The 13,363-nt window shown below is 71.7% G+C and carries 13 protein-coding genes; 5 read left to right on the top strand and 8 right to left on the bottom strand.

Annotated features, from left to right (window positions below; all coding sequences use genetic code 11):
- The 3 genes from JAO81_RS40165 to JAO81_RS40155 form a co-directional block, all read right to left on the bottom strand.
- A partial coding sequence (locus JAO81_RS40165; RefSeq protein ID WP_199552954.1) for a flavin reductase family protein occupies positions 1–525 on the bottom strand: 525 nt, incomplete at its 3' end.
- Between the two features lie 201 nt (positions 526–726).
- Complete coding sequence (locus JAO81_RS40160; RefSeq protein WP_233416591.1) at positions 727–1,449, bottom strand: enoyl-CoA hydratase/isomerase family protein; 723 nt, start codon at positions 1,447–1,449, stop codon at positions 727–729.
- Between the two features lie 174 nt (positions 1,450–1,623).
- Positions 1,624–3,855 carry an acetate--CoA ligase family protein gene (locus JAO81_RS40155; protein ID WP_199552952.1) on the bottom strand — a complete coding sequence of 744 codons (2,232 nt, stop codon included), beginning with the start codon at positions 3,853–3,855 and terminating at the stop codon, positions 1,624–1,626.
- 441 nt (positions 3,856–4,296) lie between these two features.
- On the opposite strand from JAO81_RS40155, the gene JAO81_RS40150 reads away from it, so the two are divergent.
- Complete coding sequence (locus JAO81_RS40150) at positions 4,297–5,784, top strand: carboxylesterase/lipase family protein (protein ID WP_199552951.1); 1,488 nt, start codon at positions 4,297–4,299, stop codon at positions 5,782–5,784.
- 42 nt (positions 5,785–5,826) lie between these two features.
- Here JAO81_RS40150 and JAO81_RS40145 read toward each other — a convergent pair whose 3' ends face one another.
- Positions 5,827–6,021 (bottom strand): hypothetical protein, encoded by a 195-nt coding sequence (locus tag JAO81_RS40145; RefSeq protein ID WP_199552955.1) that lies wholly within the window; start codon positions 6,019–6,021, stop codon positions 5,827–5,829.
- Positions 6,022–6,109: 88 nt separating this feature from the next.
- On the opposite strand from JAO81_RS40145, the gene JAO81_RS40140 reads away from it, so the two are divergent.
- Complete coding sequence (locus tag JAO81_RS40140; RefSeq protein ID WP_374194419.1) at positions 6,110–7,018, top strand: aminoglycoside phosphotransferase family protein; 909 nt, start codon at positions 6,110–6,112, stop codon at positions 7,016–7,018.
- Between the two features lie 79 nt (positions 7,019–7,097).
- On the opposite strand, the gene JAO81_RS40135 is transcribed toward JAO81_RS40140, so the two are convergent.
- Both JAO81_RS40135 and JAO81_RS40130 read right to left on the bottom strand, forming a co-directional pair.
- Positions 7,098–8,588 carry an FAD-dependent oxidoreductase gene (locus JAO81_RS40135; protein ID WP_199552949.1) on the bottom strand — a complete coding sequence of 497 codons (1,491 nt, stop codon included), beginning with the start codon at positions 8,586–8,588 and terminating at the stop codon, positions 7,098–7,100.
- 263 nt (positions 8,589–8,851) lie between these two features.
- Positions 8,852–10,021 (bottom strand): NAD(P)/FAD-dependent oxidoreductase, encoded by a 1,170-nt coding sequence (locus tag JAO81_RS40130; protein WP_199552948.1) that lies wholly within the window; start codon positions 10,019–10,021, stop codon positions 8,852–8,854.
- 300 nt (positions 10,022–10,321) lie between these two features.
- Here JAO81_RS40130 and JAO81_RS40125 point away from each other — a divergent pair, with 300 nt between their 5' ends.
- Both JAO81_RS40125 and JAO81_RS40120 read left to right on the top strand, forming a co-directional pair.
- Positions 10,322–10,771, top strand: a complete 450-nt coding sequence (locus JAO81_RS40125) for a DoxX family membrane protein (protein ID WP_199552947.1) — start codon at positions 10,322–10,324, stop codon at positions 10,769–10,771.
- Positions 10,771–11,202: a Zn-ribbon domain-containing OB-fold protein gene (locus JAO81_RS40120; protein ID WP_199552946.1), complete on the top strand. Its 432-nt coding sequence runs from the start codon at positions 10,771–10,773 to the stop codon at positions 11,200–11,202. Before JAO81_RS40125 ends, JAO81_RS40120 begins: the two co-directional genes overlap by 1 nt.
- 53 nt (positions 11,203–11,255) lie before the next feature.
- Here the strand turns inward: JAO81_RS40120 and JAO81_RS40115 are convergent, their stop codons facing one another.
- Positions 11,256–11,972 (bottom strand): pyridoxal 5'-phosphate synthase, encoded by a 717-nt coding sequence (locus tag JAO81_RS40115; protein WP_199552945.1) that lies wholly within the window; start codon positions 11,970–11,972, stop codon positions 11,256–11,258.
- Positions 11,973–12,100: 128 nt separating this feature from the next.
- A complete protein-coding gene (locus tag JAO81_RS40110) occupies positions 12,101–12,526 on the bottom strand; it encodes a pyridoxamine 5'-phosphate oxidase family protein (RefSeq protein WP_199552944.1) in 426 nt (141 codons plus the stop codon).
- Between the two features lie 216 nt (positions 12,527–12,742).
- On the opposite strand from JAO81_RS40110, the gene JAO81_RS40105 reads away from it, so the two are divergent.
- A complete protein-coding gene (locus tag JAO81_RS40105) occupies positions 12,743–13,270 on the top strand; it encodes a hypothetical protein (protein WP_199552943.1) in 528 nt (175 codons plus the stop codon).
- Positions 13,271–13,363 lie beyond the last annotated feature (93 nt).

Here is a 13,363-nt window from a genome sequence, read left to right as displayed (position 1 = left end):
CCCGCCGATCAGGTGGCCGCCGCCGGTGTGGACCGCGTGGACCGTGCAGCCCAGCCAGGCGGGGGCGCCGTTCAGGCGCGGGGCGCCCGAGACCGGGGCCGCGTCGTAGTCCACGCCCGCGAACTTGTCCGCGCCGCTGACCGCGAAGCCGCGGCACAGCTCGCCCTGGTGCGCGCCCAGGATGTTCACGCAGAACGAGCCCGCCTCGGCGATCTTCGGCCAGGTCGTCGACGTGCGGGCGACCATGAACGCGATCAGCGGCGGGTCGAGGGAGAGGGAGGCGAAGGACTGGCAGGCGAAGCCGGCCGGAGTCCCGTCGGCGGCGGTGGCCGTGATGACGGTGACGCTGGAGGCGAAGTGCCCGAGCACGCGCCGGAATTCGGCCGGATCGAGCGGTAGCCGCTCGTCCTCGCCCACCGCCCGTAGATCCGGGCGCGGCAGCGCTTCGACGGGTTCGGCGACCGGGAGGGCGCCGGTGGACCTGAGGTATCGGATGGTGGTGGCCGCCATCCCTGCGTGTCCCATCACGTTCCTCATTGAAGCTGACGCCTCGTCAGATTGGAAGGGGTGGAGGGTTGTTCGCGTCGTCTTTACGAGGGCGGGGCGAAGGGCGGCGAGCGCGCATGCGTAGGCCGCCGGAGCTGGTGGCTCCGGCGGCGCTGCGTTGTCAGTGGGGGCCGATAGCCTTTCAAGGGCTCGGCCCCCGGGAGGGAGGGGTCTGTCCGGCTAGCGGCCCTCGTACGAAGGCGACCTCCGCTCCACGAAGCTCGCCACGCCCTCATTGGCGTCCCGGGTTGTCATGTTGATCTCCTGGGCCGTCGCCTCCGCCGCGAAGGCGGTCGCGCGGTCCACATCCAGGGAGGCGTTGACCAGTTGCTTGGTCATCGCGAGCGCGCGGGTCGGGCCCTGGGCGAGGCGTTCGGCCCACTCGCGGGCCGTCTTCTCCAAGTCGGCCGCCGGGACCACCCGGTTGACCAGACCGAGGCGTTCCGCCTCCGCCGCCGGTACCGAGTCGCCGAAGAACATCAGCTCCTTGGCCCGCTGCGGCCCGATCAGCCGCGGCAGCAGATACGCCCCGCCCCCGTCGGGCACGAGCCCGCGCCGTACGAACACCTCGATGAACTTGGCGGACTCCGAGGCGAGGACCAGATCGCACGCGAGGGCCAGATGGGCGCCGATGCCGGCCGCGGTCCCGTTGACCGCCGCGATCACCGGCTTCTCGCAGTCCATGACCGAGGCGATGAAGCGCTGGGCGCCCTGGCGGATCATCCGCGCCACATCGCCGGCCACCCGCTCACCCCCGGTATCGGGTGAGCCGCGCAGGTCGGCGCCCGCGCAGAAACCCTTGCCGGTCGCGGTGATCACCACCGCCCGTATCGCGGGATCCGAGGACGCCGCCGCGAGCAGCGCCATGATGCGCTCGCGCTGGTCCCAGGTGACGGCGTTCATGGCTTCGGGCCGGTTGAGCGTGATCCACGAGACGCCGTTCTCGACGACGTGCAGGACGTCATCCGGCTGCTGTTCCTCGGGCACGGAGCTCCCTCTCGTATACGGGTGTACGTCAGACCTCAGCGTCAGACCTCAGCATCAGACCTTCAGCGTCAGACCTTCAGCGCCAGCCCCTCAGCGGCACACGGCCAGCGCGTCCAGCGCCACCGCACCCTGACCCCGCGGCAGCACCATCAGCGGGTTGATGTCCAACTCAGCCAGTTCGTCGCCCAGTTCGAGCGCCATCCGCTGGACCCTGAGCACCACCTCGACCAGGGCGTCGACGTCGACGGGCGGCCCTCCCCGTACGCCGTCGAGCAGCGCCGCGCCCCGCAACTGGGACAGCATCGCGCGGGCGTGGTCCTCCGTGAACGGCGGTACAGCGACCGCCGCGTCGCGCAGCACCTCGACCAGGACGCCGCCGAGTCCGACCGTCACCGTCGGCCCGAAGAGCGAGTCGTGGGTGACGCCGACGACCATCTCGACGCCCTTCTCCACCATCTGGCAGACCAGGATCCCGTCGAGCTTGATGCCCTCGTAGCGGGCGATGTCCGTGAGTTCGCGGTAGGCGTCGCGGACCTGTGAGGCGGAGGTCAACCCGACCTTCACCAGGCCGAGTTCGGTCTTGTGGGCGAGCTGGGCGCCGGAGGCCTTCATGACGACCGGGTAGCCGACGAGCCCGGCGGCACGGACGGCTGCGGCCGCGGAGGTCACCAACTGCTCGCGCGGCACCCGGATCCCGTACGCCCGCAGGAGCTGCTTCGCGGCGTGCTCGCTGAGCTGCTGGCCCGGGCGCATCAGCGCCTGCGCCTTGCGGAAGGACGGCGACGGGGTGCGCGGGGCCTCCTCGAAGGGGGAGCGGTAGCCGTCGGTGAACTTGTGGTGGTCCAGATAGGCGCGGACCGCCGTGATGCAGTTGGAGAAGGTGCGGAAGGTCGCGACGCGGGACGAGCCGAGGAGCGTGCTGCGGTACGCCTCCTCCGTGCCGACGGGCGAACCCCAGACGACGCAGATGAGCTTGTCCGTCTGCTCGGCGGCGTCCACCAGATCCTGCGCGAGCTTGTCGCTCATGGGCGGGAAGGGGCCGGTGATCGGGCAGATCAGGACGCCGACGGACGGGTCGGCGAGAATCGCGTCGATGATCTTCCGGCCGCGCCAGTCGCCCACCGGGTGGCCGCCGTTGTCGACGGGGTTCGCGACGTTCAGATACGAGGGGATCCACTCGTGCAGCTCGTCCTGCTTGGCCTGGGACAAGGTGGGGAGGGTGAGCCCCGCCTCGGTCGCGAGGTCCGAGAAGTGGGCGCCCGTACCGCCCGAGATCGAGTAGACGACCACACCGTCGGCCTGCGGTTTGCGGGCGCGCGCCAACAGGGCGGACACGTCCTGGAGTTCGTCGAGTCCGTCGACCCGTATGACGCCGAACTGGCGCATCGCCGCGTCCACCACATCGTCCGCGCCCGTGAGCTTGCCGGTGTGCGAGGCGGCCATCTTGGCGCCGGCCTCCGTGCGCCCCACCTTGACGGCGACGACCGGAACGCCGCGCTGGGCGGCGCGGTCGGCGGCGAGCAGGAAGGAGCGGCCGTCCTTGAGGCCCTCGATGTAGCAGGCGATCGCGCCGACTTCGGGCTGCTCGGCGAAGTACGAGAGGAAGTCCGAGGTCTCCAGGTCCGCTTCGTTGCCGGTCGGGGCCCAGTGCGAGAGCCGTACGCCGATCTCCTGCATCGCGAACACCGGGCGGCCCTGATGACCGGACTGGGTGATCAGCGCGATCGCCGGTCCGTCGAGGTCGTCGCGGAACTTCTCGAAGGCGTTGAGGTTGGTGTTCGGGCCGAGCAGCCGGATGCCGGAGCGCTCGACGGCGGCCGTGAGGCGGGTCTGCGCGAGGGCGCCCTCCTCGCCGGTCTCGGCGAAGCCGGAGGCGAAGGCGACCGCGAACTTCACCTTGGATTCAGCGAGTTCCTCGATGACGGGGAGTGGATTGCCGACCAGGAGTACGGCCAGGTCCACCGGCTCGGGCAGGTCCGCGACCGAGGGCGCGCACGGTATCCCGAAGACGGACTCCCGGGTCGGGTGCACGGGGTGCAGCCGCGCGCCGACCCGCTCGGCCCACGCGATGAGCTGCTTGGTGATACCGGTGTTGGGGCGGCCCTCGGCGTCGGAGGCGCCGATGACGGCGACCGACTCGGGGCGGAAGAACTTGTCCAGGTCGGGCACGTCCGCGTGCAACGGGCGGCCGCTGACATCCAGGTCGGAGGCCCCAGGGGGGCCCGCGACACTGTGCACCGCCGGCGTGGGGCGCTCGCCGCAGGCCACGACACGGGCCGGGCGGGAGTCGGTGGTGAGGGTGCCGTGAGTCGATCCAAGCATCGCTGACGCCCGCCTCCTGAGTTACGTCCTGACTACGGCCAACAGAACTGACGCGTAGTCAGATTACTGAACTGACGCTCCGTCAGGAACAGGTCTGCACCGGAATCTGCACGAGAACGGCACGGGAAGGGGGGCGGATGGGTTGGGGCGGGGGTTGCCTGCCCGGCTTCGGGGGCGGGTCGGGAGTTCCGTACCCGGCTTCGGAGGCGGCCAGACCTCGCCGTACGAGAAGATCGCGATCTCGCTCCGGAGTGGCTCGATCCGTGCCCTGCCCTTCCTGTCGAACCGTGCCCCGCCCTTCGCGTCGAACCGTGCCCTGCCCTTCCCGCCGAACCGTGCCCCGCACCGGCGCCCGCTCGCTGGCGCCCCCTGGGCAGCCCTCCCCGTACGGCATGATCCACTCCGGTGCGCGCCGTGCGCTCCCGGAAAGGCTGGACCGACGTGACATCGCAGTACCGGACAACGAGCGGCCGCGTACGGGGCAGGGAACCCGTCGACGGCGTCACCGCCGTGCTCGGGATTCCCTACGCGGACGCGCCGTTCGGATCCCTGCGGTTCCGCGAGCCGGAGCCCGCGCCCCCGTGGGGCGGCGTGCGGGAGTGCACCGCCTTCGGGCCCATCGCGCCGCAGTCGGCCGAGCTGCCCGGAGCACCCGTGTGGCGGGACGGGGAGGAGGACATCCTCACCGTCAACGTGTGGGTGCCCGAGAGGGCCCGCGCGCTGCCCGTCCTGTTCTGGATCCACGGCGGCGCGTACACCTTCGGGTCCTCCGCCGAGCCCCACTTCGACGGCGCGGCGCTAGCGCGCGCCGGCCTCGTCGTCGTGAGCTGCACCTTCCGGATCGGCTTCGAGGGGTTCGGTCACGTCCCCGGACTCCCCGACAACCGCGGCCTGTTGGACCAGCTCGCCGCACTGCGCTGGGTGCGCGACAACATCGCCTCCTTCGGCGGCGACCCCGGCAACGTCACCGTCGCCGGGCACTCCTCCGGCGCGGGTGCGGCCGTCTGCATGATGGCCATGGAGCCGGCCCATGGACTCTTCCGACGGGTCATCGCCCACAGCGTCCCCGGTGTCTTCTACGCCCCCGAACTCGCCGCGGCCGTCACCGCGAGGATCGCCCGCGAGGCCGGCGTCCCGCCGACCGCGGAGGGCTTGCTGTCCCTGCCGCCCGCCGCGTTGGTGGCGGCTGCCGACCAGGTGGCCGCGCGGTGCGGCACCGACCCGGTGGCGGCGGTCCAGGCGTACAACCCCGTGATCTTCCAGCCCGTGGTCGACGGCGAGGTGCTGCCCGCGACCCCGCTCGATGCCCTCGCGTCCGGGGCGGCGCGCGAGGTGGATCTCCTGGTGTGCCACGCGCTGGAGGAGGCCTGGTTCCTGCATGCGGTGGGGGCGATACGGGAGGTCGCCACCGAGCCCGAACTGGCCGACTTCGCCGCCGCGTTGACCCTCCCGCCCCGCATCCTCGACGGCTACCGGGAGCTGATGCCGGACGCCCCCGCGCTCGACCGCTACCTGGCGCTCTCCGGCGACGCATGTTTCGCCGAGTACACCACCCGCCTCGCCGAACAGCACGCCCGCGCCGGCGGCCGCGCCTACGCCTCCCGCCTCACCCGCCGACGCGGCCCGGCCCGCCCCTGGCACACCGCCGACGTCCCGTTCGCCTTCGGCAACCTGGACGCCGTGGGCGCCGACTTCCTCATCGGCGGCGCCCCCGATGCCGACGACCGTGCCCTGTCCGCCCGGATGCTCCACGCCTGGGCGGCCTTCGCGACGACGGGCGACCCGGGCTGGCCGCCGCTGACCGCCGCCACCACACCGGTCAAGTCCTGGTCCGTTCCCGACGATCACCTGGCGGCGGGAGATGACACGCCGCTTCGCGCCCTGTGGCGCGACGTGCGGTTCGGGGCGCTGCGGCCGGAGGGGTCCTGAGGACCCGTACACCTAGGGTCCGCACACCCAGGGCCCGTACACCTAGGGCCCGGGACGCCTGCGGTAGATGACGAAGGCGATCCCCAGCCCGGGAGCAGTCAGCCCCAGGGGAGCGGTCCAGGCCCGGCCCGCGGAGGCGCCGGTGAGCAGCAGGGACACGGCTATCAGGAGGTACAAGGTCAGGAACGCCAGAATGAAGTCCCGCCAAGCCCTCCGGTACGGGTCGTCAGGCTTCATACGGTCCTCCAGAGACGGGGACGGGGCGGGGCGGGGGCAGAGGCGGGGACTCGGTGAGCGCGCGTTGAGCGTAGAGGGAGGCGTTGTGGTGGACGAGGTGCGGTACGAGACCGAGCTCGTGCGGGCGTTGCTGCGGGAGCAGCACCCCGATCTGGCGGAGCTCGAGCTGCGGGAGGTCGTCGGGGGCTGGGACAACCAGCAGTTCCGGCTCGGGGACGAGCTGGCCGTGCGGATGCCGCGGACCGAGCGGGCGCCGGAGTTGCTGCGGGCGGAGCAGAGATGGCTGCCGGAGCTCGCCTCGCGATTGCCGCTGCCGACGCCCGTCCCCGTACGGACCGGTGAGCCGTCCGAGCTGTTCGGGCACACCTGGTCCGTCGTGCGGTGGGTCGAGGGCGAGCCCGCAGACCGGGCGCCGGTCACGGATGCCTCCTCCGCCGGGCTCCTGGCGGAGTTCCTCGGCGCCCTGCACGAAAAGGCACCGGACGACGCCCCGGCCAACCCCGCGCGTGACGTCCACCTGGCCCAACTCCGGGGCGTGAAAACCTGGTTCAAGCCCATCCGCCGACAGCCGTACGCCGCTGCCGTACGGGACGTATGGGAGAAGGCACTCGGGGCCCCCGCGTGGCAGGGCCCGCGGCTGTGGCTGCACGGCGACCTGCATCCCGCCAACGTCGTTGTACGGGACGGGACTCTGGCCGGGGTCATCGACTTCGGGGACATGTGCGCGGGCGACCCCGCGACGGATCTGTCGGCCGCGTGGATCCTGCTGCCGGCCGGTGCGGCGTCCCCGTTCTTCGACGCCTACGAGCGCGCCGATGCGGCGACGGTCGACCGGGCCCGCGGCTGGGCCGTACTGCGCGCCCTCAACTTGATCGCGATCGGCCGCAACGGCCGCCTCGGCCGCCCCGGCGGCAAGCCGACGTGGGAGCCGGCGGGGTACGCGACGCTGGAGCGGGTGCTGGGGGATGGCGCCGGTGCGCTGGGGACCAAGGTCTGACCCGGCCCACACCCGGTAACGCACAGCGCCCGGCCGAGAGATACCCCGACCGGGCGCCCCGCGTGAGCGGACTGCGAGGTCACAGCACCGCCAGAACCTCCTTGGCCACCCGCTCGCCCGAGCGCACGGCACCGTCCATGTAGCCCATCCAGTACGTCGAGGTCTCCGTGCCCGCCCAGTGGATCCCGCCGACGGGGCGGCGCAGTTCGGGGCCGTACGCGGTCAGGACGCCGGGCGGGGCGTACGCGACCGGGCCGCCGCGCGTGAAGCGCTCGTTGTCCCAGCGCTGGAGCAGGAACGCGGTCGGGGTCTTGGCTTTCTCGCCGAAGTACGTGGCGTAGTCCTTGAGGACCGCCGCCTTCACCTCGGCCTCGCTCGCCCCGTTCAGGGCCCGCATCTGGTCCGCCTCGATGAAGCCCATCAAGGCGCCGTACGAGGCGTCCTCGGGGGAGTTGTCGAAGGTGGAGCGGACCATGCCGGTGTCGCTGAGCGCCTGGCCGTTGAGGCCGGCGTCGCGCCAGAACGGCCGGTCGTAGATCGCGATCGCCTTGCCGACCGAACCCATGGGCAGGCGCTGAGCCAGCTGGTCGCGGGCGGCGGGCAGGACCGGGTCGAAGTCGATACGGGCGGCGAGCGGCGGCGCGAGAGCCACGATCACCCGGCCCGCGCGAACCGTGATGTCGTCGGCGGTCACCGTGTACGTGGCGCCGTCCTTGGCCACGCGCCGCACGGGCGCGTTCAGGACCACGCTGTCGCCGAGCGTCTCGGCCAGCTTGACCGGCACGAGCTGGGAGCCGCCCTTGAAGCGGATGGCCTGGGCGCCGTTCGCCGTCTCGGTGAGGCGCTCGAACGTGCCCGGGTTCGACTCGTTGCCCGCCGCCGCTATGTAGAACAGCACGAACAGGAGCGAGAGTTCACGGGGTTCGGCACTGAAGACCGAGGCGCAGGCCACGTCGAAGAGGAACTTCGCCGAGGGCACGATCGCGTTGTGCCGCAGCCAGGTCTCGAAGGTCTGCTGGTCCCACTCCTGCGCCTTCGCGGCGGTCCAAGGAGCCCCCACCGGGACCTTCTTGGCCATGTCGTTGAGCAGTGCCTGCACGGCCGCGGCGTTGGCGAGCCCGGCCACGTCGATCGGCGGGACGGCCCCGAGCAGACCGTCCGTGGCGTACGGGGTGTTCCTGCCGTCCTTGCGCAGCAGGTTCTTGCCCGTGTTGTACGTGGGGAACGTCCCGACACCGACCTCGTCGGCGAGCGCCTTCATCCGGTCCTGGGTGGGCCCGATGAACTCGCCACCGCCCTCGGTGACGCCACCGCCCGGGACTTGAAGGTTCAGGACCCGGCCGCCCACGCGGTCACGGGCCTCCAGGACGACGACGTTCTTGCCGGCCTTCTTGAGATCGCGCGCGGCGGTGAGGCCGGCTAGACCGGCGCCGATGATGACGACGTCGGCGTCACGGGCGGCGGCGGCCGTGGCGGGTGCCGCAGTGACTCCCGCAAGGGTGGCCACGCCGGTCGCTGCTCCTGCGCCGAGCAGCGTGCGGCGGGTGAGGCTGGATCTTTCACGTGCCATGTGCGTCCTCCGTGTCTGTGGGTGAACTCACGTGCAACTGGGGCGACTTCAGCCACGCCACTGTGGCAGAACTGGCGTGCGACGGTGGGGGGTGGGGGAGGTAAGTGGGGTGAGGTAAGGGGCGTCTGCGTGCGATGTCAGTGGGGGGCGATAGCGTTCAAGGGGCTTGGCCCCCGGGTGGGCGGGGACTGCCCGGGCGGCTAGGAGCGCGGTCGGGCCGGCCGGCCGACAGCCCAGCAGCCGACAGCCCACCCCGCGGACCGTCACCGCGACAAGGCCCGCGCGATCCGTTCCGCGTCCAGTGCCATTTCGCGGAGCATTCCGGAAATCGGGTTGACGAACCCGTTGAAGAAGAGCCCTGGCGCCGACGGAGAGGTCTCCGCTCCGTGGGCCACCGGACGGCCCTGCTCGTCGAGGACCCCGAGATGCCCGACCAGGGGCTCGAGGGCCCGTGTGTACCCCGTCGCCGCGATCACCACGTCAGGGGCGAGGGACGAGCCGTCCGCGAGGACCACCTTGCCGCCGTCGAAGGACGCGACCGCGGCGACCGGTTCGACAACTCCCTTGCGTACGGCGTCGATCAGACCCACGTCCTGGACCGGGATCGAACCCTCCTGGACCCGTGAGTACAGACCCGTGTCCGGGCGCGGCAGCCCGTGCGCGGAGAGATCCGGGACCGACAGCTTCGCTATCGGGGCGGCGAGCCGGTCCACCAGTCCGACCGGAAGCCGCCGCACCAGAATGCCGGTGCGCTGGGCGGGCCAGCCCGCCGTCGAGCGGCGGACGATGTGCGGGGTGGTGCGCACGGAGAGGCGTACGCGCGAGGCGCCGCCCTCGACGAGGTCCACGGCGATCTCGGCGCCCGTGTTGCCGACGCCGACGACCAGGACGTCGCGGTCCGCGTACGGCTTGGCGTTGCGGTACTCGCTCGCGTGCAGCAACTCGCCCTCGTACGAGGAGAGTCCGGGCCATTGCGGCAGTCGCGGCGTGTGGTTGTAGCCGGTCGCGATGACCACCGCGGAACCGGTCAGCTCGCGGCCGCCGCTGCCGTGCAGGAGCCAGCCCGCACCGTCGGGCGCGGGGTCGATCCGGGAGATCTCGACGCCGGTGATGATCTCCAGCTCGTGGAACTCGGCGTACTTCTCCAGATAGCGCACGACGTTGTCGCGCGAGACCCAGCGGCCGAAGCGGCGTGGCATGGGAAGTCCGGGCAGACCGGAGAGCTTGCGCGTGGTGTGCAGATGGAGCCGGTCGTAGTGCCGCCGCCAGGAAGCACCCACGTGGTCGGACTTCTCCAGGACCACGGCCCGTACGCCCTTGGCGCGCAGCGCGGCGGCCGTGGCGAGTCCGCCGGGACCGCCGCCCACGATGTAGACGGGGCGGTCCTCGGTGCGGTCCATGCCGGGGGGCGGGGTGTGAGACGTGTCGGCCATGAGCGGGAGCGTAATTGGGGTGGTGCTTGATGGGGCGCGGTCAAACGGCAAACCGGTTGCGAATTGATCACGGAGGCTCCGATCCGCCGGTTTGCGAGACCCCTCCGCCGGTTCGCGAGGCCCCTTCGCCGGTTTGCGAGACCCCTCCGCCGGTTCGCGAGACCCCTCCGCCGGTTCGCGAGACCCCTCCGCCGGTTCGCGGCCTTGCGAGATCCGTCTCTGCCTCTTGCGCACAGCCGCCCCCATCCGCTGAACTGACGTACCGTCAGAAACGGCTCGCGCGTGAGGTGGTGTACAGGCATGGACACGGTCTGGCTCAGCGGAGCCGAGTGGGCAGCCGTACTGCGGATCGGTCTCGGTCTGTGGTGGCTGGAGAGCTGGCGGCACAAGGACAAGAAGGGCTGGTTCGAGCGCGGTACGGGGATCGCCTGGGCCGCCGACGTGGCCGGGAAGCACAAGTGGCCGTTCGTGAAGACCGGGTTCACAAAGGTCGTCGAGCCCCGGCCCAAGGTGATGGCGTACATCGTCGTCTACGCCGAACTCGCCCTCGGCCTCGGCTTGATCGTCGGCTTCCTCACCCCGATCGCGCTGATCGGCGGTCTGCTGCTCAACCTCCTCTACCTCGTCCTGATGATCCACGACTGGGCCGAGCAGGGGCAGAACGCGATGATGGGGCTGATCTCCTTCGTCGCGCTCTTCGCCATGTCCTGGCAGACCTGGTCCCTCGACAACGCGATCGGACTCTTCTGATGGCCGCCGGTTCTTCCGCTCCCGCCTCGTCCGTACGGTTCGACCTCCCCGAACCCGACGCCTTCACCGAGCCCTACTGGGCGGCGGCGGCCGAGGGCCGGCTGCTGGTGCGCCACTGTCGTGACTGCGACCGGACCCACCACTATCCGCGCGAGTTCTGCCCCGCCTGCTGGAGCGAGAACGTCGACTGGACCGAGGCGAGCGGACGCGCCACGCTCTACACCTGGTCCGTCGTGCACCGCAACGACCTGCCGCCCTTCGGCACCCGCACCCCGTACACCGCGGCCGTGGTCGATCTGGCCGAGGGGCCGCGGATGATGACCGAGGTCGTGGACTGCGCGGAGCAGGACCTCGCGGTCGGGATGGACCTCGAGGTCACCTTCCGGGAGGCGGAGGGGTTCCGGGTGGCGGTGTTCCGGCCCGCTTCCTGAGGTCTCGGGGGCGGTCCGCCTGAGGTCTCGGGGACGGTCCGCCTCCCCGGATCTCACGGCCAGAGCAGCTCTTGGGCCCAGCCGTCGCCCTCGCGCCGGTAGCGCAGGCGGATGTGGCGGCGGCGGGCGTCCCCCTGGAAGAACTCGACTTCCACCGGGTCCAGGGCGTACAGCGTCCATGTCGCCACGGGCGCGGACGGCTCGTCCTGCGCGCGCTCCCAGGCGGCCTCGGACTCCCGCGCCAACTCCTCCTGGGATACGAGGAGTTCGCTCTGCCGCCCGACCAGCGCCGCGGCCAGCGCACCCGTCGATCGCGCGTGCAGATCCGCCTGGCTCTCGCCGGACGGAGCCTGCGTGACCGGGCCGCGCAGCCGGATCTGGCGGGCCTGGGCCGGCCAGTAGAAGTGCAGGGCCGCCTCGGGGCGGGCCGTGAGCTGGCGGCCCTTGCTGCTGGTGGCGTGCGAGGCGAAGTGCCAGCCGGCCTCGTCGGCACCGTGCAGCATCAGGGTGCGTACGTCGGGGCGGCCCGCCGCGTCGGCCGTGGCCAGCTGCATCGTGTGCGGCTCGCTCTGCCCCGCGGCGACGGCCTCGGCGAACCAGCGGCGGAACAGGGGCAGCGGCGCGTCGGGTGCCGCGGCCGGGTCGAAGGCCGGCAGCTCGATGTCCCAGACGCGCTGGGCCCGGAGCAGCCCGGTGAACTCCTCGGCCGTGGGGTGCCCGGCGGCGGGTGCGGCGGCCTCTTGCGGTGCGTGTCCCTCGTACGACGTCATACGGGGATTCTCATACGCTCCTGGACGCCTGGACGCCTGGACGCCTGGACGCCTGGACGCCCGGACGCCCGGACGCCCGGACGCCCGGATACCCCGGGCACCTCGGGCCGTCGCACCCGCCCGTGAGCTCAGAACGCGCCCAGGTCCGAGGAGACCCAGTGCTCAGGGCGCAGCGTGATGATGACCGCCTCGCCGTGGTTCTTCTCCGCGAACTCCACGTAGCCGTCGACCTTTTCGGCCGGCAGATAGCGCGCGGAGATCTCGACCAGGTGCTCGCGGGCCGACGGGACCGTGGAGATCACCGGGCCCTCGACCGAGACATAGCGGACGGTCGGCTGGAGACGGTCGATCATGAGCGTGAACCGGCCCGCTTTCTCGATGAGTTGATGCTTGCGCGAGCCCTTGCCGGTGTGGATCCAGATGTCGCCGCCGGGCGCGTACTGGTACCAGACCGGCACCGTCAGGGGCGCCCGTCCGTCGCCCGCGTCGACGGACAGGGCGGCCACGTGCGGCTCGGAGAGGAACTGCTCGCGCTCTTCGCGGCTGAGTGCCATGACAAACGACTCCCTCTGTTGCGGTCACGTCTTCGGGTTCGGCACACGGAAGAACGTCCGCCGGGGCGCCGGTGTTCCGGCGGGCTCCGGCCAGGGCCGGGCACTCCTGTTCGGACCAGTGCGGTTGCGGAGCGTCATGGTGGGTCACAGGCTGTGGTCAGGGCCGGCCCGTTCCCCCAACCCGCTCGACCAAGAACCCCGGAAGGGACCCCCCTCATGCACAAGCACACCACCGCCCGCGCCCTCATCGGCGCGGTGCTCGCGGGCGCCGTCGTCCTCGGTACCGCGGGTGCCTCCTACGCCGCCGTCGCCCAGGCGCCGGTGCGTGCCGCCGTTCCGGCCGACCTCCAGGCCGCGTACGAGGACATGCTGCGCGCGGTGCTCACCACCGCGGACGAGCTGGTCACCGCCGCCGAGCAGGGCCCGGTCGACACCGCCGCCTACCGTGCGGCCTTCGACCGCGCGCTCGCCTCGGCGCCCGCGCCGGAGGATGTCCCGCAGCTGGACGCGGCGATGGCGGGTCTCGCCGTTCAGGCGAGCGCCCTGGTCGACGCCATCGAGAAGAAGGACACGGACAAGGTCCTGGCCTCGATCTCCCTGGTGAACACCGCGGTGGCCAACATCGTGAGCGCGCTCAGCCTGGACGCCGCGATCAAGCTCGTCGCCAAGCCGCTCGACCCGTCCAGCATCAAGCTGCCGGCCGGGACGAAGCTGCCCGAGTTCAAGATTCCGTTCTTCGGCTGACCGTTCGGGCTGACCGCTCAGGCTGACGCCCGCCCGGGCCGATCCCCGGGGCTGACGCGGCAATACGGGCGGGGGCCGACGGTTTCGTACCGT

Origin of the sequence: Streptomyces sp. N35 (assembly GCF_016464295.1) — a bacterium.
Classification (GTDB): Bacteria; Actinomycetota; Actinomycetes; order Streptomycetales; family Streptomycetaceae; genus Streptomyces.
Note: the sequence above shows the minus strand (reverse complement) of the source record. Positions and strands in the feature narration are given on the sequence as shown.